Source organism: Parabacteroides sp. TM07-1AC (genome assembly GCF_003480915.1).
GTDB classification, from domain to species: Bacteria; Bacteroidota; Bacteroidia; order Bacteroidales; family Tannerellaceae; genus Parabacteroides; species Parabacteroides chongii.
In genome coordinates, this window is record NZ_QUKD01000002.1 from 222,372 (window position 1) to 241,406 (window position 19,035).

The 19,035-nt window shown below is 46.9% G+C and carries 16 protein-coding genes; 4 read left to right on the forward strand and 12 right to left on the reverse strand.

Annotated features, from left to right (window positions below):
• Nucleotides 1–5: 5 nt before the first annotated feature.
• From rny to DXD68_RS05690, 12 genes are all read right to left on the reverse strand, one after another.
• Entirely contained in the window at nt 6–1,544 is a 1,539-nt protein-coding gene (gene rny, locus DXD68_RS05635) for a ribonuclease Y (protein WP_122353866.1), read from the reverse strand.
• Nucleotides 1,545–1,651: 107 nt separating this feature from the next.
• A complete protein-coding gene (locus DXD68_RS05640) occupies nt 1,652–1,948 on the reverse strand; it encodes a cell division protein ZapA (protein ID WP_122360690.1) in 297 nt (98 codons plus the stop codon).
• A gap of 5 nt (nt 1,949–1,953) precedes the next feature.
• The gene (locus DXD68_RS05645; protein ID WP_122360691.1) at nt 1,954–2,247 is read right to left on the reverse strand and encodes a hypothetical protein; all 294 of its coding nucleotides are present in this window, start codon (nt 2,245–2,247) and stop codon (nt 1,954–1,956) included.
• A 148-nt stretch (nt 2,248–2,395) separates the two neighbouring features.
• On the reverse strand, nt 2,396–2,596 hold the full coding sequence (locus tag DXD68_RS05650) for a winged helix-turn-helix domain-containing protein (protein ID WP_122360692.1): 201 nt from the start codon (nt 2,594–2,596) through the stop codon (nt 2,396–2,398).
• 129 nt (nt 2,597–2,725) lie between these two features.
• Complete coding sequence (locus DXD68_RS05655) at nt 2,726–3,415, reverse strand: B3/4 domain-containing protein (RefSeq protein ID WP_122360693.1); 690 nt, start codon at nt 3,413–3,415, stop codon at nt 2,726–2,728.
• 6 nt (nt 3,416–3,421) lie between these two features.
• Entirely contained in the window at nt 3,422–4,273 is an 852-nt protein-coding gene (gene pgeF / locus DXD68_RS05660) for a peptidoglycan editing factor PgeF (RefSeq protein WP_122360694.1), read from the reverse strand.
• Nucleotides 4,218–5,375: a GTPase ObgE gene (gene obgE, locus DXD68_RS05665; RefSeq protein ID WP_122360695.1), complete on the reverse strand. Its 1,158-nt coding sequence runs from the start codon at nt 5,373–5,375 to the stop codon at nt 4,218–4,220. The genes pgeF and obgE overlap by 56 nt, the downstream gene beginning before the upstream one ends.
• A gap of 15 nt (nt 5,376–5,390) precedes the next feature.
• Nucleotides 5,391–5,963 carry an adenylate kinase gene (locus DXD68_RS05670; RefSeq protein ID WP_122360696.1) on the reverse strand — a complete coding sequence of 191 codons (573 nt, stop codon included), beginning with the start codon at nt 5,961–5,963 and terminating at the stop codon, nt 5,391–5,393.
• Between the two features lie 35 nt (nt 5,964–5,998).
• Entirely contained in the window at nt 5,999–6,535 is a 537-nt protein-coding gene (gene hpt / locus DXD68_RS05675) for a hypoxanthine phosphoribosyltransferase (RefSeq protein WP_122360697.1), read from the reverse strand.
• A 215-nt stretch (nt 6,536–6,750) separates the two neighbouring features.
• Nucleotides 6,751–7,425, reverse strand: coding sequence for an ABC transporter ATP-binding protein (locus tag DXD68_RS05680; RefSeq protein ID WP_122360698.1), 675 nt, complete (start codon nt 7,423–7,425; stop codon nt 6,751–6,753).
• A 27-nt stretch (nt 7,426–7,452) separates the two neighbouring features.
• Nucleotides 7,453–9,861 carry an ABC transporter permease gene (locus DXD68_RS05685; RefSeq protein WP_122360699.1) on the reverse strand — a complete coding sequence of 803 codons (2,409 nt, stop codon included), beginning with the start codon at nt 9,859–9,861 and terminating at the stop codon, nt 7,453–7,455.
• A gap of 23 nt (nt 9,862–9,884) precedes the next feature.
• Entirely contained in the window at nt 9,885–12,272 is a 2,388-nt protein-coding gene (locus tag DXD68_RS05690; protein ID WP_122361076.1) for an FtsX-like permease family protein, read from the reverse strand.
• Nucleotides 12,273–12,727: 455 nt separating this feature from the next.
• On the opposite strand from DXD68_RS05690, the gene DXD68_RS05695 reads away from it, so the two are divergent.
• The 4 genes from DXD68_RS05695 to DXD68_RS05710 all read left to right on the forward strand — a co-directional run bounded on the left by DXD68_RS05695 (nt 12,728) and on the right by DXD68_RS05710 (nt 19,004).
• Nucleotides 12,728–14,095, forward strand: coding sequence for a sigma-54-dependent transcriptional regulator (locus DXD68_RS05695; RefSeq protein ID WP_122360700.1), 1,368 nt, complete (start codon nt 12,728–12,730; stop codon nt 14,093–14,095).
• Nucleotides 14,092–15,414: a sensor histidine kinase gene (locus DXD68_RS05700; protein ID WP_122360701.1), complete on the forward strand. Its 1,323-nt coding sequence runs from the start codon at nt 14,092–14,094 to the stop codon at nt 15,412–15,414. The genes DXD68_RS05695 and DXD68_RS05700 overlap by 4 nt, the downstream gene beginning before the upstream one ends.
• A 167-nt stretch (nt 15,415–15,581) precedes the next feature.
• Nucleotides 15,582–17,093, forward strand: coding sequence for an NAD(P)H-hydrate dehydratase (locus DXD68_RS05705; RefSeq protein WP_122360702.1), 1,512 nt, complete (start codon nt 15,582–15,584; stop codon nt 17,091–17,093).
• Between the two features lie 192 nt (nt 17,094–17,285).
• Nucleotides 17,286–19,004: a tetratricopeptide repeat protein gene (locus DXD68_RS05710; RefSeq protein ID WP_199715420.1), complete on the forward strand. Its 1,719-nt coding sequence runs from the start codon at nt 17,286–17,288 to the stop codon at nt 19,002–19,004.
• The last annotated feature ends 31 nt before the right edge of the window (nt 19,005–19,035 follow it).

Here is a 19,035-nt window from a genome sequence, read left to right on the forward strand (position 1 = left end):
TACGCTTATTTCGCATAACTTACAGCACGTGTTTCACGGATAACCGTGATCTTCACCTGACCCGGATAAGTCATTTCGTCCTGGATCTTCTTTGCTATTTCGTTTGACAGATTTTCCGTATCCTTATCGTCGATCTTATCCGCTCCTACGATTACGCGAAGCTCACGACCAGCCTGGATAGCATAAGTCTTCACAACACCCGGATAAGACAGCGCCAATTGTTCCAGATCATTCAAACGTTTGATATAAGCCTCTACGATCTCACGACGGGCACCCGGACGAGCACCGGAGATGGCATCACATACCTGAACGATCGGAGCCAACAGCGTCTGCATCTCGATCTCATCGTGGTGAGCACCTACCGCATTGCAAATATCCGGTTTTTCCTTATATTTCTCGCAAAGCTTCATACCCAGGATTGCGTGCGGCAATTCCGGTTCGTCATCAGGCACTTTACCTATATCATGTAACAGACCTGCACGTTTTGCTTTCTTTGGGTTCAGTCCCAGCTCAGAAGCCATCACAGCACAAAGGTTGGCTGTTTCACGGGCATGCTGCAACAGGTTCTGACCATAAGAAGAACGATATTTCATCTTACCGATCATACGGATCAGTTCAGGATGCAATCCATGAACCCCCAGGTCGATCACGGTACGTTTACCAGTTTCAACCACTTCGTCTTCCACCTGCTTTTTCACTTTAGTCACCACTTCCTCGATACGTGCCGGGTGAATACGTCCGTCCTGTACCAACTGGTGCAATGCCAGACGGGCTATTTCACGACGGACAGGATCGAATCCGGAAAGCACGATTGCTTCAGGAGTATCGTCCACCACGATCTCAATACCGGTAGCAGCTTCCAGTGCGCGGATGTTACGACCTTCACGACCGATGATACGGCCTTTGATCTCGTCCGATTCGATATGGAATACAGTGATTGAGTTTTCAATCGCCGTTTCAGTCGCGACACGCTGGATAGACTGGATAACGATCTTCTTCGCTTCTTTATTAGCCGTCATCTTTGCTTCTTCCATGATCTCATTGATATAAGAAGTAGCTTCCGATTTGGCTTCGTCTTTCAACGATTCGATCAAACGTTCTTTTGCTTCGTCGGCAGAAAGACCGGAAAGAGCTTCCAACTGTTCGATCTCTCTCTGATGAAGTTTTTCCAGATCCTGCTTTTTACGATCTACCAGTTCCAGCTGGTTAGCCAGATTCTCCTTTACCGCATCTATTTCGCAGTTTTTACGCTGCAAATCTTCCTGACGCTGGTTTAATGTCAGTTCACGTTGTTTCAACTTACCTTCGGCAGACTGAATCTTTGCATTCCTTGCCGATACTTGTTTCTCCAAATCCGCTTTCAGGTGAAGGAATTTCTCCTTTACTTCCAGCAATTTGTTTTTCTTGATCACTTCTGCTTCCTTCTCAGCTTCCCTCAGCACGGAATCGTACCTCGACTTCAGAAGAAAACGCATGCTCAACCATGTCAACAACCCTCCTATCAGGAGAGCCACAATTGATGATATGATTATATACACAGCCATTTTACTTATAGTTTAAATTCATTTATATATAAAAACAAAAAAAGCACTACAATACACGATTCACCGTGCAGAGCAGTGCGGAAACTCTTCTTACAATTATTATATAATTACTTATCCTTCAGATACCGTTCCAACTCACCCGTGAGTTCCTGTATCTTATCTGTAATAGGACTTGTATCGTTTTTATCTTCCAATTGCAAATTACTCATAGACAATTGAAAAGCAACCATGGCTAACAAATCTTTTACATCCAAATCGGATTTAGCAAAATATTGCCGATACTGGTTAATCTTATTCCGGATCTGCTTGGCGGCATCCCGCGCAAGTTGTTCTTCTCCCCGATTAATCCAGAGGCCGTAGCTCTTTTCGGCTATTTCTAAATGTATAAGAAATTTATCGTCCATCGCTTCTATTCGTTTAATAGTGCAATGCACTTGTCTACTTCCCGCACTAACTTCGATAAACGCATCCTGGCACTTTTCATTTCCCCTTCATTTACAGAAACAACTCTTGCCGTCAACAGCTTATCGCATTTGGTATTCAACTCTTCGATCGTTTTCATTGCCTGCTTCAATTCTGTCTCTTTATGGTTCAAAACAGTTGTGAGCTCGTCGATCTTATGGTTTTGCTTATTACATAATTCCATTAAATCACGAACTCTAACCTCAAATACAGCCAACAATCTCTTTTGATCTTCGGTCATTTCACACCAAATTCTATACAAAAGTAAAATTTTGAATTGAATTAAACAACACTCCGTCCGTTTTTTTAAACTGAAAACGTACAGATACACAAAAGGCCGTCCAAATACTATCCGAACAGCCCTCCTTTACCTAGTATCGGTTACGTGATTAAATCAGCGCAACAAATAATTCACCTTCAACTTCTTCAAAAGACAACTTGCCTTCTTTTGCTAACCAACCAAACGCAGCATACATGTCTTTTTCTGCTTTGATCTTTGTTGCTTTCTTTACTGCCTTTACACTCATTTTTCCGCCTTCATTCAGTACTTTCCAAACGAGGCCGGCGTTTGTTCCAATCAATTCGATCATTTTCTTTTTCGTTTTGTTAATTCGTTAACGGGGGCAAATTTAGAGATTAATCGATTAAAACAAAAGGAAATAGATGTTTTTTAGCATAAAAAGCAGCGTTTTTGATGTTTCTAAACATAATTAACGCGTTTATAACAATATTTTCACTCTACTTCCAGGCGTTATTTCCTCCATTTCGAAGTTTGTTGCTGAAACATATCGGCTTAAAAGACCGGCACCATAAGCAACCGCATCCCGCAAACCACTCTCTCCCGAGTACCCGTTTATAATCATTAACAGCTTTTTCGTATGCAGGTCGATTTTGGTCCGTTCCTCATCGCTGGTCGGAGTTCCAACGCCTCCCTGGTTATCGCGATATACCGGAAGACCGGCTATATTCAGTTCGCCACGCCCGATACCATGATAAAGCTCACCCTCCTTACCGACTCCCAAGACCAGGTTTCCGTCGATCTTATCGGCATCGAACCCACCGATAGAGTAGCCGCTTTGGATAGACAAAAGATTGATGATATCGACCAGCGTATCTATTTTATATAAAGGTAACTCACGAAGAATACGTCTGCGAAGGGCTTCCGCCGAAGGACGGTACCGGTTCGGATCTTTCCCCAGTCGCTTATAAGCCTGTCGGGTTGCCTGTATAGGCAGGAATTTGTTTATCTCTTCCAGCTTGCAGGAGGTACGGACAAGGGTTTCCATTTCCGTGATCTCTTTCCACAATTGTTCGTCTGATGCTGTATTTACTACGTCGCATTGTACAACAGCGACATGCAGTTCCGGACAAGCCTTTGCTATTTCTTCCGAGATAGAAACATGTATCATATCGTATTACTCTTTAATTAGTATGCCGGACAGGATACGTCCGCTTTTAATACCCAGCCGACGGGCTGAGAAAAAATCTTTATCGTGCTGATAAGTACAGATACCCGAAACCTCGATACGATCTGCCTGTAATCCGGCTTGAAGCAATTGAATACGGTTGGCCTCCCAAAGATCGATATGCGCTTTACCCGTCTGAGGATGCCGTTTCATGATACGGTTCATATCCACTCTGGTTGTCCGGAAAGCATCAGCCACCTCCTCGCCTACTTCAAAAGCAGCCTGCCCGATCGACGGGGCAATACCAGCCATCATCCGAGAAGGATCGCAGGAATAACGGTCAGCCATACAAGCGATGGTTTTAGCTACGATCTGTTTTACCGTTCCGCGCCATCCGGCATGGATAGCCGCCACTACCTTTTTGTCCGGTGCATACACTAGGACAGGGACGCAATCAGCCGTAGAGACAGCCACGCAAACGCCGGGTATATCGGTCACCAAAGCATCTTTTCCGTTCATTGCTTCTTTCTGCAGCGTCTCCGTAAGAGAAAGGAAACCGGCATCAATACAACCGATTTCCGCCTCATGTATCTGGAAAGGAGCAAAGATCCGTTCGGGAGAAATTCCGATTACATCCGAAAGGAGTTGCCGGTTCATCCGGACGGAAGCCAAATCGTCTCCGCTATACGCTCCCGGATTCATCGTAGCATAGTTGCCTGCACTCACACCACCGTGACGGGTCGTTATAAAATGAGAAATGTTGCATTCTCCGCTTAATCCGGAGAATTGCAACATTTCGACTGTCTTATTTTTCAGTTTCTTCATCTTCGTCGTCCCACTCGTATTCTTCATACTCTTCATCCGGATCATCCTCATCCACAGGAAAGACGAAATCGTCGTCGTCGTCATCCAGCGGAATAGAACTCACATCGATATTCTGATGGACGATATTCTCGACCTGATGGAAAGTTTCCTTATTCAGTTCCTTCCACAGCAAGTCTTTCAGTTCCGTAATGCCTTGCTGGGTGATCGAGGAGATAAACACATGCGGGACACCTTCCGGCAAGTCCGCCGACAGCGCCTCGATCAGCTCGTCGTCCAGCATATCGCTTTTGGTGATAGCCAGGACACGGCTCTTGCTCAGCAACTCCGGATTGTATTTGACCAGTTCGTTATGAAGGATCTCGTATTCCTTTTTAATATCGTCGGAATCTGCCGGAATCATGAACAGAAGCAGCGAGTTTCGTTCGATATGACGGAGGAAACGAAGTCCGAGACCTTTCCCTTCGCTGGCACCTTCTATGATACCGGGGATATCCGCCATCACAAACGAGCGGTGGTCACGATAACTAACGATACCCAGGTTCGGTTCCAGTGTCGTGAACGGATAGTTCGCGATCTTCGGTTTGGCTGCCGATACGACAGAAAGCAGCGTAGACTTTCCGGCATTCGGGAAACCTACCAGACCAACGTCGGCAAGAAGCTTCAACTGCAGGATCACTTTACGTTCCTGAGCCGGTTCGCCCGGTTGAGCATAACGGGGAGCCTGGTTGGTAGACGTTTTGAAATGCCAGTTCCCTTGTCCGCCACGACCGCCTTTCAGCAGCATGACTTCCTGTCCGTCTTCGGTAACGTCGCAGATATATTCACCGGTTTCGGCATCATATACTACGGTTCCGCAAGGCACTTCGATCACCCGGTCTTCACCGTCTTTACCGAAGCTGCGTTTGGCACTTCCGCCTTCTCCGTTCGTCGCCATGATATGACGTTCGAACTTCAGATGCAGGAGAGTCCAGTAGTTCCGGTTACCGCGAAGATATACATGGCCTCCTCTCCCCCCGTCGCCTCCGTCGGGACCTCCTTTCGGAATATATTTCTCACGACGAAAGTGAGAAGACCCTCTTCCGCCCTTTCCCGAGCGGCAATAGATCTTTACGTAATCTACAAAGTTTGATTCAGCCATTTTCTTATTTCTTTCTTATTTTACTTTATTTACTGCTTCTTTGATACGACCGAAGATTTCTTCAATTGTACCCATGCCATGAATACCCACGTGCTTGCCTTCGCCTACATAGTAGTCAGCCAAAGGAGCTGTCTGGTTATGGTAAACTTCCAGGCGGGATTTGATTGTTTCCAGATTGTCGTCAGAACGTCCTGATACTTTACCGCGTTCCAGCAGACGGTTGATCAGTTCTTCTTCTTCCACCTGCAGGTTCAGCATAACAGATACATCCGTACCACGTTTGTTCAACATTTCTTTCAGCGCTTTAGCCTGCGGAATAGTACGAGGGAAACCGTCGAAGATAACACCTTTAGAACCAGCCTTGCTGTCCAATACCTTTGCCAGCATATCGACAATCAGTTCATCCGGTACAAGCTGACCTTTTTCAATATAATCTTTTGCGATCTTGCCAAGTTCTGTTTCACCTTTCATCTCAGCACGCAACACATCACCTGTTGAAATGTGATCCAAACCATACTCTTTAATGATCAACTCGCTCTGTGTTCCCTTTCCTGATCCGGGAGCACCAAAAATAACAACGTTCAACATAATATTGTTTCTTAATTATATAAATGTATAACCTTTTAACCTATTACCTTATATATATCCCGATAGGCACGTCCCATCTCGTCGTAATCCAGTCCGTAACCTACAATAAAATCGCTGGGAATCTGTATGCCCACATAGTCGGGTTTCAAATCACATTTCAGGGAATCCGGTTTGAACAACATCGTAGCCAGCTTGACATCGGCAGCCCCGTCGTTTCTCAACTTATCCATCACGAACTGCATCGTGTAGCCGGTATCGATGATATCTTCGAGCAAGATCAGGGTACGTCCTTTCACATCGGCCTGCACCGGCATGATCTCGCGAACAACTCCGGTGGTATTGAGACCCCGGTAAGAAGAATAACGGGCAAATGTAATTTCATAATGTGCATCCATCTGCCTCATCAGTTCGGCAGTAAACATAAACGCTCCGTTCAACACCCCTACGAAGAGAGGATTGCTGTCGCCTACATCTGCCTTGATCCGTTCAGCCATCTTCGCAATGGCCTCCCTGATCTCCTTTTCCGGGATAAACAGTTCAAATTCTTTGTCTTTTAATCGGATCTTATCCATATACCGTTTATTTTTCGAGGGAGCAAAGGTACAACATTTTCAGCGAAGCACAAACAGGATGGCAGAGCATATATATCCGTTCAGAAAAAGTTTATGGTATTTTCGGGTTCATCCATCCGTCAGAGGGTCGAACGTTATGATTATAGGAACCCACACAGGGTGAAGCCAACTAAGAAAATGGCTTCACCCTGGGCAAGATTAAGTATCATTTTACATTATTTATAGCTTTCCGTCAGGATATTTCCGTCCATCATACGGATCAGCCGTCCTGCCATCCGGGCGTTTTCTTCCGAGTGGGTAACCATGACAACGGTCGCCCCTTCCTTGTTCAATTCGAGAAGCAGGTTCATCACCTCGCTGCCGTTTACAGAGTCCAGGTTTCCGGTCGGTTCGTCGGCAAGGATGATATGCGGATTCGTTACTATGGCACGGGCAATTGCTACACGCTGTTGCTGACCGCCGGAGAGTTGCTGCGGATAATGTTCCGTCCGGTGAGCAATCTGCATCCGGTCGAGTGCGGCGTTGACCCGCGTTATCCGTTCTTTTGCCGGAACCCCGGCATACAACAGAGGAAGTTCTACATTTTCAAATACGGTCAGTTCGTCTATCAGGTTGAAACTCTGGAAGACAAACCCCAGGTTGCCGTTCCGCAGGTCGGTACGGTTGTTCTCCGTATAGCGGGAAACCTCTTCTCCCATAAACCACAGTTCGCCGGAAGTCGGGTTATCCAGCAACCCCAACAAATTGAGCAAGGTGGATTTGCCGCAACCGGAAGGGCCCATAATAGCCAGGAACTCTCCTTTGTTTATTTCCAGATTAATGCCGTTCAGGGCTGTCGTCTCCACACTTTCCGTACGAAACACTTTCGTTAAATTGACTGCTTTTATCATGATCTTTCTATTATTATTCTTATTATTTTATTCATACCGCAACGATTCCACCGGATTCCGGGAAGCGGCACGCCAGGTTTGCAATACCACTGTCAGGATGGTGATCAGTAAAATGACCAGTCCCGATACGGGGAAGAGCCACCAGCTGATCGTCGTCTGATAAGCAAAGTTACTCAGCCAGCGGACCATCAGGAGATAACCGAGCGGACACGCCGCCACAAAGGCAATCCCCACCCAAAGCATATACTCCCGGCAAAACATCCGCACGATCCTGTCGGAATGTGCCCCGTTCACTTTGCGGACACCGATCTCTTTCGTCCGTTGCGCAGTGGCGAGGGCAACCAGTCCCAGTACGCCTATCATCGCCACGATGATCGCCAATACCGTAAACACCAGGAACATTTCTCCCAGCTGTTGTTCGTGGGCATAGTTCCGGTTCAGCGCATCCGAGAAGAAACGGTAAGAGAACACATTATCCGGACGCATTTCCTCATATTTATCTTTCAGGAACTTCAGGGTTTCCGCCTTGTTCTCCGGTGCGATCTTGATATACAGCGTATTCAACAGCTGGCGGGAATAATACAGATAGGCAGGTTTCACCTTCTCACGCAACGGCTGGAAATGGAAATCCTTTACCACTCCGACGATCCGGGAAGTCTCTCCGAACCATCCGTTATTCTGAACGATCATGCCGACCGGATCTTTCACATTCATCATCTTCCACGCCGTTTCGTTGATCACGACAGGCGATTCTTTACTATATGTCCCATCCATATAAGCATTCTTGTCGGCACCGAACATATCTCCTTTGAGCAGTGTCAGTCCCAGGGTTTTCATGAAATGACCGTCGCCCACAACGCCAACCAGCTTCAGCGAGTCGACCTGTCCGTTTTCGCGCTGCCAGTAGAAGACGGTTTCTTCCGTCTTATGCCCGCGAAGGTAATTCGACAGTTCCACGCCGCCTGCCACATCCCTGACATTCGGGTTCTTCATCACTTCCTGCCGGTAATCGTCGATCCCCTGACCACCGAAGTAAGCCATCAGCTCGAACTCTCCGCAATTGACGACTATCATATCTTCCCTATCCAACCCCAGGTCCGCATTCTGCAGGTAATGCAGTTGCCTGAATACCACCGAGGTAGAGAAAAGCATCGTGATTGCCAGAACAAACTGGACACAAACCAATCCTTTGATCAGCGTCCCTTTCTTTCCGGTAGCCTTTCCGCCCTTGAAAGCGAGCAACGGATTGAACGACGACATATAAAAAGCCGGAAAAGCCCCCGCCAGGCTGCCGACCCCGACAATACCGAACAGGATAAACAGCAGGGTCTGCCAGTTGAACTGCAAAGTAATGTCCTTGTCGACAAACACATTGAAGAAAGGCAACAACAGCTCTGTCAGTGCCAACGCCAGGACCAGCGAAAGAAAAGCCTGCACCATACTTTCCGACAGGAACTGCACGATCAGCATCCGGCGTTTCGCCCCTGTCACTTTCCGGACACCGATTTCTTTATAACGCAGGGAAGCACGTGCGGTCGACAAAGTAGTAAAGTTGAATGCGCCCATAAAAATGATCAGCAATGCCAGGGCGGTAAACAGCCATATCTGCGAAATACTTCCGTAGTTGCTGACTTCCGGATCTTTAAACCAGGTATGCAAATGAATATCCTTCAATGGCTGGAACTCCAGAGCCAGTCCGTCTTCCCGCCTGTCCTGCCAGGCATGGCTCATCGCCTGCCGGTCGGCATCGGAGAGAACAGTTCCTTTTTTAAGCTGGATATAGACATTGGTTCCCTCCACATACTCCCAGCTCATCGGCTCAAAATAAGCCTGCTCACTGAGCAAGACTTCAAACCGGATATGACTTTTACGGGGCACATCCAGCACGGCTGCTACTTTATAGCGGTTGACCTGCCCCAGGAATTGACAGGTTACCTCTCTCCCGACAGCCGCTGTTTGTCCGAACAGCTTTTCTGCTGCAGACCGGGCAAGCACGATTTGCTGCGGGTCTTTCTTTATCAGATTCGGATCGCCCGCCAGGACCGGAAAACTGAATACATCAAAGAAAGTGGTATCTACATAGGTATATTTTGCTTCGATCAGATTGGCTCCCGAATGGAGGTTCAGCGTGCCGAAGTTAAGCATAAAGGTTGCGTTCTCCACTTGCGGGAAATCTTCGCGGAATGTTTTGCTCAACGGTGCCACCGTATAGGCGGATTCTTTCGTCTGTCCGCCCTCGTCCCGGTTCACGGCTATTACACGGTAGACAGTGTCTCCGTTCCGATGAAAATCCTCAAACGTCAGTTCATCCACGATCCAAAGGTAAATAAGGAAAGCGGCTGTCATTCCTAATACAAATCCCAGCATATTGATTGAAGAGAACAGAAAACTCCGCTTTATCAACCGAAGGGCGACTTTTACATAATGTTTCAACATATCGTTATCGTTTGTTTGATGTTTTATTCATATCGTAAAGATTCTACCGGATTCCGGGATGCGGCACGCCAGGTCTGCGCCATGACGGTCAACAGGGTTATCAGTAAAATAATGCCGCCCGCCAACGGGAAGAGCCACCAGCTGATCGTCGTCTGATAGGCAAAGTTACTCAGCCATTTCAGCATAAACAGGTAACCGACCGGACAGGCAATCACGAAAGCAATGCCTACCCAGATCATATATTCGCGGCAGAACATCTTCACGATCCGGTCGGAATGTGCCCCATTCACCTTACGGACACCTATTTCCTTCGTCCGCTGCACCGTAGAGAGCGCCACCAGCCCGAAGACACCCATCATGGCAACGATGATCGCCAGTACGGTAAAGATCAGGAACATCCGGCTTTGCTGCTGCTCGCGGGCATAATTCTCATTCAACACGTCCGTCAGGAAGCGGTAGTTGAAAAGCATATCCGGACGTTCTTCTTCATATTGCTTTTTCAGGAACTTCAAAGTAGCCGCCTGGTTCTCCGCCGAGATACGGATATACATATAATTGAACAGCTGAACCGTATAATAGAAGAATGCCGGTTTTATCTTTTCCCGCAACGGCTGGAAGTTAAAGTCCTTCACAACGCCAACGATCCTCGAAGTACGGATACCGATACCGCCGCCCGTCAACAGCATGCCGACCGGATTCCCGACTTTCAGCATCTTCCAGGCAGTTTCATTGATAACGATCGGCGATTCCTTCCCATAGGAGCCGTCCCAGTAATGGTCGGGATTCGTGCCGAATGTTTCCCCTTTCAGCAAGGTCAGTCCCAAAGTCGGGATAAAGTCGCTGTCGCCCACCATTCCGACCATCATCATCGAATCTGCCTTTCCGGTTTCATCTTCCCAATGGAACATACTTTGTTCATAGCCGTATCCCTGCAGGTAGTCCGTGATCTCCACGCCCAGCGCCACGCTCTTTACATATGGGTTCTTGAGTATCTTCTGTTTAAAACCTTCGGTTCCCCGCCGCCAATCCATAACATCCACTTCAATCAGATGTTCCTTGTCCAGTCCCAGGTCGGCATTCTGCAGATAATGGAGTTGCTTGAATATGACGGTCGTACAAATGATCATGGTGATTGCGATCACGAACTGCACGCAAACCAGCCCTTTGATCAATGTCCCTTTCTTACCGGTCGCCTGCCCTCCCTTGAAAGCCAGCAGCGGACTGAACGACGACATATAGAAAGCAGGGAACGCCCCTGCCAGGCAACCGACCCCGACAATACCGAACAGGACAAACAACAACGTCTGCCAATTGAACTGCAACGTGATATCCTTCCCGACAAACAGATTGAAAAACGGCAGCAACAGTTCCGTCAGTGCCAACGCCAGCAGCAACGAGATAAAAGCCTGCACCAGACTTTCCGACAGGAACTGCATGACCAGCTTGTTCTTTTTCGCCCCGGTCACTTTCCGGACTCCGATCTCTTTCGACCGCAGGGATGCACGCGCCGTCGACAAAGTCATAAAATTGAATGCCCCCATAAAGATGATCAGGACAGCCAGCACCGCAAAGAGGTAAATCTGTTGTATATTGCCATGATTGAACACATCGTTCGGTTCTTTGAAAGATGTACGCAGATGAATGTCTTTCAACGGCTGGAAAGCGAGCGGCTTTCCCCATTGCGAATGTTTCACCCAGACATCGCGCATGGCTGACCGGTCGGCATCCGTCAGTGTATTTCCTTTCTTCAGCTGGATAAAGACGTGCATCCTTTCCGAAAAGCTCCAGACCTCATCTTCTATGCCCGCCCACTTATAAGAGTCCCAACTCGCCAGTACATCAAACTGTATATGGCTTTTGCGCGGTACTTTCAGGACAGCGGCTACCTTATAATATTTATTATTCAATTTGCAGGAAACTTCTTTCCCGACAGCCGACGTCTTACCGAACAGTTTCCCGGCTGTCGCTTCCGACAATACGATCATCTGCGGGTCTTTCTTCAGCAGGGACGGATCGCCTGCCACAACCGGAAAGCTGAATACATCGAAGAAAGTCGAATCGACAAATGCGTAGTTAGCTTCCAAAGCCACAGCGTCCGTACGAATGTCATATGTACCGCCGTACTTTATAAAAGTAGCATTCTCCACCTTCGGAAATTCTTTCCGGAAGGTTTCGCTGAGCGGAGTAACCGTAGAGGGGACTTGCCCGTTGGCGGTTTGTTCTTCCCGGATCACCCGATAGATGGAGTCGCCGTTCTTATTAAAATCCTCAAACGTCAGTTCATCCACAATCCATAAATAAATAAGGAAGGCGGCAGTCATGCCCAATACAAAACCGAATATATTGATGGAGGAAAACAGAAAACTCCGTTTCACCTGGCGGATAGCTACTTTAATGTAATGTTTAAACATGATTCTGAACAATATTAGGTTACTTTCTGAATAGTTACATTCAATATCCATGCCATTTTCATAAGGCGTTAAAAATTAAAGACATATACATCCTCCAAAACATAACAACCGTACGATATCGTACACTTCCCATACGATACCGTACGGTTCATAACTAATAACTAGCTCCCGACACAGGAGCAACTAGTCTTTTTCTAAGGAAGAACTAATTGTTAAGTCTTCTGTTTTTATACTTTTTTCCTTGCTTCAAATCAATTTTTAGCTAGCTCAAAATTAAATTCAAGCATGCTAAAAATCAATTTCAGGCATGCTAAAAAGAATAAAAAGTGAGGAGATTTCAGATAAATAGTAGGCAGGTAAACATTAATTATTCGGATAGTACGTATTAGTTTGTCGTCTATCCGGAAATTTTACCTAAGTTTGGGGCACTCTATAACACACGAAGAACAAATAGCATGGCAGTACGACAAGGAAAAATATTAGTGATCGACGACAACGAAGACATACTCTTTACTTTGAAGATGTTGCTTCGCCCGCTGGCGGAAAGCGTTACGACCAGCACCAACCCGAAAGAGATCAACCGCCTGGTGTCGACTACCAAATACAACGTGATCCTGCTCGATATGAACTTCACCGCCGATGCCGTCAGCGGTAAAGAAGGTTTTTACTGGCTGGAACGCATCCGCGAAATATCGCCCGAGACGGTCGTGATCCTGATCACCGCCTATTCGGATACGGAAAAAGCCGTCCGTGCCATCAAAGCAGGTGCCACCGACTTTATCCCGAAACCCTGGCAGAACGAAAAGATGCTGGCAACCATCTCGTCCGCCCTCGAACTCAGCCTGCGCCGCGGTGAAGTACAGACGCTGAAAGAACAGAAATCGGTGCTCACCACCACAGAACCGGAGATAGAAGTGATCGGCGAATCTCCTGTGATGGAACAGATATTCAGGACACTGGAGAAGCTGAAACATGCGGATGCCAATATCCTGCTGCAGGGCGAGAACGGGACGGGAAAAGACCTGATCGCCTATACGCTTCACAAACAGTCGCCGCGCAACCAGGAGGCATTTGTCGCTATCGACCTGGGAAGTATCCCGCACAACCTGTTCGAAAGCGAACTGTTCGGATACGAAAAAGGGGCGTTTACCGATGCGGGGAAAAGCAAGTCGGGACGTTTCGAGATCGCATCCGGCGGCACGCTCTTTCTGAATGAGATCGGAAACCTGCCGCTTATGCTCCAGTCGAAGCTGCTCACGGTGATCGAACAGCAGAAGATAAACCGCCTCGGATCGACCAAGGAAACACAGATAGATGTCCGGCTGATCTGTGCGACCAACACCGACCTGCATGCGGCAGTACGCGACGGCAGTTTCCGCCAGGACCTGCTTTACCGGATCAACACGATCGAGCTGTTCGTCCCTCCCCTGCGCGAAAGGGGAAACGACATCTCCCTCCTTGCCGATCATTTCCTGAAACGTTACAGCCTGAAATACAAGAAAGAGGTCGACGGCTTCTCACGGGAAGCACGCCAGCTGCTGAAACAATATCACTGGCCGGGCAATGTCCGCGAACTGCAGCACGTCATCGAACGGGCGGTCATCCTTTCCGACCAGAAGAAACTGCAATACGACGACTTCATGCTCCGTACCCCCGTTTCCAGCTATCGGGAGAAAGAAGAGAAATTCAATCTGGAAGAACTGGAGAAGCATACGATACAGGAAGCCTTGCAACATTGTTCCGGCAATCTGACACAGGCTGCCGACCTGTTGGGCATCACGCGTACATCTTTATATAGGCGACTGGAAAAATACGGATTATGAAACAGTATTCGAAAAAGGCTATCGCCTCGATCCTCTTAATACTGGTCACCAGCCTGGCGGGGGCTTTCCTGGTGGCTGGGAAGTTTTATATCTCCGCGCTGATTGCCGGTATCGCTCTCCTGATCGAATCCTGGTACTTGCTGCGGCAGATGGAACGGAGCGACCGGTTGTTCCGCCAGTTTGTCTGGTCGGTGCGCTACTCCGATTTCCTGTCTTCGGGAAAAGCACCCAGGGAAAATCCGGATACGCTTCCCCGTGAGCTGACCGAAGCGATGGAGGAGGCTTTGCTGCATTACAAAACCCATCTGCAACAGAAGGAAAGTCAACTGCAGTATTTCCAGGCGCTTGCCAATCATATCGACCTTTCCGTCTTCGTCTATTCGTCCGAGACGGCACAGATCGAGTGGATGAACCAGGCTGCCAAGATACAAACCGGACTGAATTTCGCCGAAACGATCGACGATCTGGCTGCTTATCATCCGGAACTTCCCGCGCGGCTGCGTATTCTGCATCCCGGCGAACTCTCCATCCTGCAGGTCCGCCGCCAGGAGGATTATTCGCAACTGATACTCTCTTCCATGTCGTTCGTGGTTTTGAACAAGCCGCTTACGGTCGTCAGCATGAAGAACATCCGTTCCGTACTGGAAAACAAGGAGACCGAAGCGTGGCAGAAGCTGATCCGCGTACTGACGCATGAGATCATGAACTCGATGACTCCGATCGTCTCCCTCTCCGAACTGTTGAAAAACAAACAGGCTTCGGAAGAGATCAACGAAGAGGACCGGGAGGAGATGAAGCAGGCGATCGACACGATTTTCCGGAGAAGCAGCGGGCTGGTCCGTTTCGTGGAGAACTACCGGAAAGTAACGGGTATTCCTACGCCTGTCCCCGAGATCATTCCGGTAGACAGCCTGTTCGGTAACGTCGTTCCTCTGTTCAAGGAGGAAACGGATACGATCCGGATACTTCCTGCCTCCTCGCATCTGCAGGTCATTGCGGACAAAACGCTGATCGAACAAATCCTTATCAATCTGATAAAGAATGCACTGGACGCGACAAAGGAGTGTACAGACCCGCAAATAGAGTTGTCGGCCGGCATCAATGCGGAAGGGAAAACCTTCATCCAGGTCAAAGACAACGGGACAGGCATTCCGGCAGATGTTCAGGAGCGCATCTTTATCCCGTTCTTTACCACCAAGCCGGTCGGTTCCGGTATCGGGTTAAGTATTTCCCGGCAAATCATGTATATGCACAAAGGGAGCCTGACTGTCATTTCGGAAGTCGGAAAGGGCAGCCGCTTCCTGCTTACTTTCGTTTAGCTATCAGATGGCACACTGATGACACAGATTAAGCAGATGACCACAGATTTATTTTATTCTGAGAAATAATAATCTGCGTAAATCTGCTTAATCTGTGTTATCTGTGTGCCATTTACAAAGTTTGTTATACTTTTGTATGCAGAATAAACATCTGATGTCTTACAATTATGATAAAGATATTTCCAACCGAGAAGGTTAAAGAACTCGATCAATACACGATTCAAAACGAGCCAATCAGCTCTATCGATCTGGTAGAACGCGCCTCAACAGTCTTTGTGCAGGAATTCTGCCGCCGTTATTCGAAGCAAACCCGCATCATCGTCTTTGCCGGACAAGGCAACAACGGTGCCGACGCGCTTGCCATCGCACGTCTGCTGAAAGATGAATGCTACAAAGTAGAAACGTATCTGTTCAACCCGACCGAGCATCTTTCGTTTGATTGCGAAATGAACAAGCAACGGATACTCGGATTGGAGAAAGTGGAGTTCACCGAAGTGGTAGCCGATTTCGTTCCTCCGGTACTGACCGACCGCGATGTCGTGATCGACGGCTTGTTCGGTTCCGGTCTGAACCGTCCGCTGACCGGCGGATTCGCTGCCATGGTAAAATATATCAACCAGTCGGAAGCTACAATCGTATCTATAGACATTCCCTCCGGACTGTTTGGCGAGAATAATCAGACCAACGACCCAGATGCTATCATACGGGCAAGCCTGACACTGACGTTCGGTTTCCCGAAACTGGCCTTCTTCTTCCCCGAAAATGCCGAATATGTAGGCGAATGGAAAGTGCTGGATATCGGTATTCATCAGGATATCGTCGACCAGACTCCTACCCCGTATATGATGGTGACGGAAGAAGATATGGCGGAAGTATTCCAGCCCCGCGACAAGTTTTCTCATAAAGGGACTTTCGGTCACGCTCTGCTTATCGCCGGAAGCAAAGGTAAAATGGGTGCTGCCCTACTGGCTGCCCGCTCCTGCCTGAGAAGCGGAAGCGGACTGCTGACCGTTCATATTCCCCAACGCGGTGAAGTGATCATGCAGACAGCCTTCCCCGAAGCGATGGTCAGCTTCGATCCGCATACCGATTATTTCACGACTGTCCCCGAAATGTCAGCCTATTCCGCTATCGGCGTAGGACCGGGATTAGGTCAGCACCTCGAATCGGCCGCTGCCCTGGAACGTTTGCTTCAGACAACGGAAAAGCCTGTCGTACTGGATGCCGACGCGCTCAATCTGATCGCTTCCAATAACGATCTGCTGAACCGCATCCCTCCGCGTAGCATCCTGACCCCGCATCCGAAGGAGTTCGACCGCATCGCCGGAGAAAGCAGCAGCATGTTCGAACGTCTGCGGAAAGCGCAGTCTTTTGCTGTCGACCATAAACTTTGCATCGTACTAAAAGGTACTTACACGGCAATCTGTACTCCCGGAGGTAACATCTATTTCAACAGTTGCGGAAATCCGGGCATGGCAACGGCTGGTAGCGGAGATGTCCTGACCGGTATCATCCTAGGCTTGCTGGCTCAAGGGGCAGAACCCGAAACAGCGGCTGTATCAGGAGTTTTCTTGCATGGTACGGCCGGCGACCTGGCTGCCGTTTACCGTTCGGAAGAGAGTATGATCGCCGGAGATATTACCGATATGCTGGGAAAAGCGTTCAAGCAGATCAAATAACAGACAGAATACTTTCTGATTTATATCATCAGCCAGGTCTCATCAAGGATCTGGCTATTTTTTTAAATATGTATACTCTTTCATATTCATTGCCTTTTACCACATATACTAAATAATCTCTGCTTTTACAATATTTGTTATCGCAGTAAGTTTCAAAAAAAAGCAATATATTCGACGACAAATAAGAAACTAATGAATAGGAGATTTAAACATATTACTTTATTTTTCGTACTGGTCAGTGTTCTTTGTATCCTTTCCTGTTCAAACAAAAACTCTGCTGCAATCGAATTGCAACAGGCAAAGTTATTGATGGAAACAGCCCCCGATAGTGCACTGACTATTCTCAACAGCATACAATCACCCGAAAACTTATCAGACCAGGAATATGCCTCTTATTGCCTGCAACTCACACAGGCACTCGACAAGAACTATATCCTATTGACAACTGATACCCTGATAAAAAAAGCTGAGATTTATTATGAAGAGCAGGAAGATATCCCTTCCCTGGCTCTGACATATTACTATATGGGTAGGGTATATTCTGATATGCAAGATGCTATGCAGGCACAGCAGTACTATCTGAAAACACTCGAACTGGGTAAAAGTGTAAACGAAACCGATCTGCTTATTAAAGCAAACAACAGCTTAGGTACGCTTTATTCTTACCAAAGTATTTATGAGACGGCATTGCCTCTGTATAAAAACACATTACATCTTTTAGAAAACAGCAACGACTCGACAAAAATATCCTTAGCTCTACGCAATACAGCCCGTGTTTTTACTGAAACACAACAACTGGACAGTGCTATATACTATTATCAACAAGCAATAAAGCTAGCTACACCGGAAAGTATGTCCTCTTTACAAAATGACCTTGGAGGTTTGTATTTAAAAACCGGAGAATATGAAGAGGCACGATATTACATTCAACAATCTATACAGACATGTTCGAATCCAAATCTGCAATATCACTTATATCTGACTTACGGGGAATATCTATTAAAAACAGCACAATATGATTCCGCCCGTTATTACCTGAAACAAAGTTTTCAAAGCCCCAGCCTTTATACCCAGGCTGGTAGTTTATATTTTCTAGCCCAGGTTGAAAGACAAAAATCCGACTTTATAAACTATTTCAAATATTGGGACCACTATGAACAATTAAGAGATTCTATAAAAAAGGATTCCCATTATGAAAATATACGCATGGTACAAAGCATGTTCAACTACCAGCATATAGCCGATGAAAAGATAAAATATGAAAAAGAAGCGAGTAAAAGAATGGTTATTATCTATCAGATATTAATATTCACTACTGTTCTACTTATCACAGGCTTCTTTATTTTCAAAAATGAACAAAAGAAAAAGAAAAGATTACTTGACCTGAAAGAACAATTGTATACACAGAGCCAACGGCACATAGAAGATAATAAGAAACAGATCCAATTATTGGAAAACGAACTATCAAACGGGCAAGAAACGCTCAGCGAAGTAAAAAAGCAATTGTTTGAGACCCAAAAACTAATGCTGGAGATGGAGAACAGGCAAATTTCATTAAAACAAAATACACTGGAATTACTGGAACAGGATTTCAAGAAATCATCTCTATACATCAAAATACATAAAGCAGATACCGGACTGACCGAAAGCGAATGGTCCGAACTAGCTATGCTGATAGATGCCACCTATTCGGACTTTACAAAACGTCTTTTTATATTATCCCCGCGAATATCTACAGAGGAACTGCGTATATGTTATCTGGTTAAAATAGGCATCCCTGTCAAAAAGATTGCAATAATAACGAATTTAACCAGTTCCGGAGTATCCCAATGCCGTAGAAGACTGTACAAAAAATTGACACAAGAGCCCGAAAATGCAGAGAACTTCGACACATTTATCTCTGATTTTTAAGTCATTATACATTGTCACCATTTTGTCAACA

Coding starts and splice junctions, on each gene's coding strand:
- DXD68_RS05645 (WP_122360691.1), bottom strand. CDS start 2,247: ATGACCGAAGATCAAAAGAGATTGTTGGCTGTATTTGAGGTTAGAGTT.
- pgeF (WP_122360694.1), bottom strand. CDS start 4,273: ATGAAGAGTATGAAGAATACGAGTGGGACGACGAAGATGAAGAAACTG.
- DXD68_RS05670 (WP_122360696.1), bottom strand. CDS start 5,963: ATGTTGAACGTTGTTATTTTTGGTGCTCCCGGATCAGGAAAGGGAACA.
- obgE (WP_122360695.1), bottom strand. CDS start 5,375: ATGGCTGAATCAAACTTTGTAGATTACGTAAAGATCTATTGCCGCTCG.
- DXD68_RS05655 (WP_122360693.1), bottom strand. CDS start 3,415: ATGATACATGTTTCTATCTCGGAAGAAATAGCAAAGGCTTGTCCGGAA.
- DXD68_RS05640 (WP_122360690.1), bottom strand. CDS start 1,948: ATGGACGATAAATTTCTTATACATTTAGAAATAGCCGAAAAGAGCTAC.
- DXD68_RS05710 (WP_199715420.1), top strand. CDS start 17,286: ATGAATAGGAGATTTAAACATATTACTTTATTTTTCGTACTGGTCAGT.
- DXD68_RS05695 (WP_122360700.1), top strand. CDS start 12,728: ATGGCAGTACGACAAGGAAAAATATTAGTGATCGACGACAACGAAGAC.
- DXD68_RS05705 (WP_122360702.1), top strand. CDS start 15,582: ATGATAAAGATATTTCCAACCGAGAAGGTTAAAGAACTCGATCAATAC.
- DXD68_RS05685 (WP_122360699.1), bottom strand. CDS start 9,861: ATGTTGAAACATTATGTAAAAGTCGCCCTTCGGTTGATAAAGCGGAGT.
- hpt (WP_122360697.1), bottom strand. CDS start 6,535: ATGGATAAGATCCGATTAAAAGACAAAGAATTTGAACTGTTTATCCCG.
- DXD68_RS05700 (WP_122360701.1), top strand. CDS start 14,092: ATGAAACAGTATTCGAAAAAGGCTATCGCCTCGATCCTCTTAATACTG.
- DXD68_RS05650 (WP_122360692.1), bottom strand. CDS start 2,596: ATGATCGAATTGATTGGAACAAACGCCGGCCTCGTTTGGAAAGTACTG.
- DXD68_RS05690 (WP_122361076.1), bottom strand. CDS start 12,272: ATGTTTAAACATTACATTAAAGTAGCTATCCGCCAGGTGAAACGGAGT.
- DXD68_RS05680 (WP_122360698.1), bottom strand. CDS start 7,425: ATGATAAAAGCAGTCAATTTAACGAAAGTGTTTCGTACGGAAAGTGTG.
- rny (WP_122353866.1), bottom strand. CDS start 1,544: ATGGCTGTGTATATAATCATATCATCAATTGTGGCTCTCCTGATAGGA.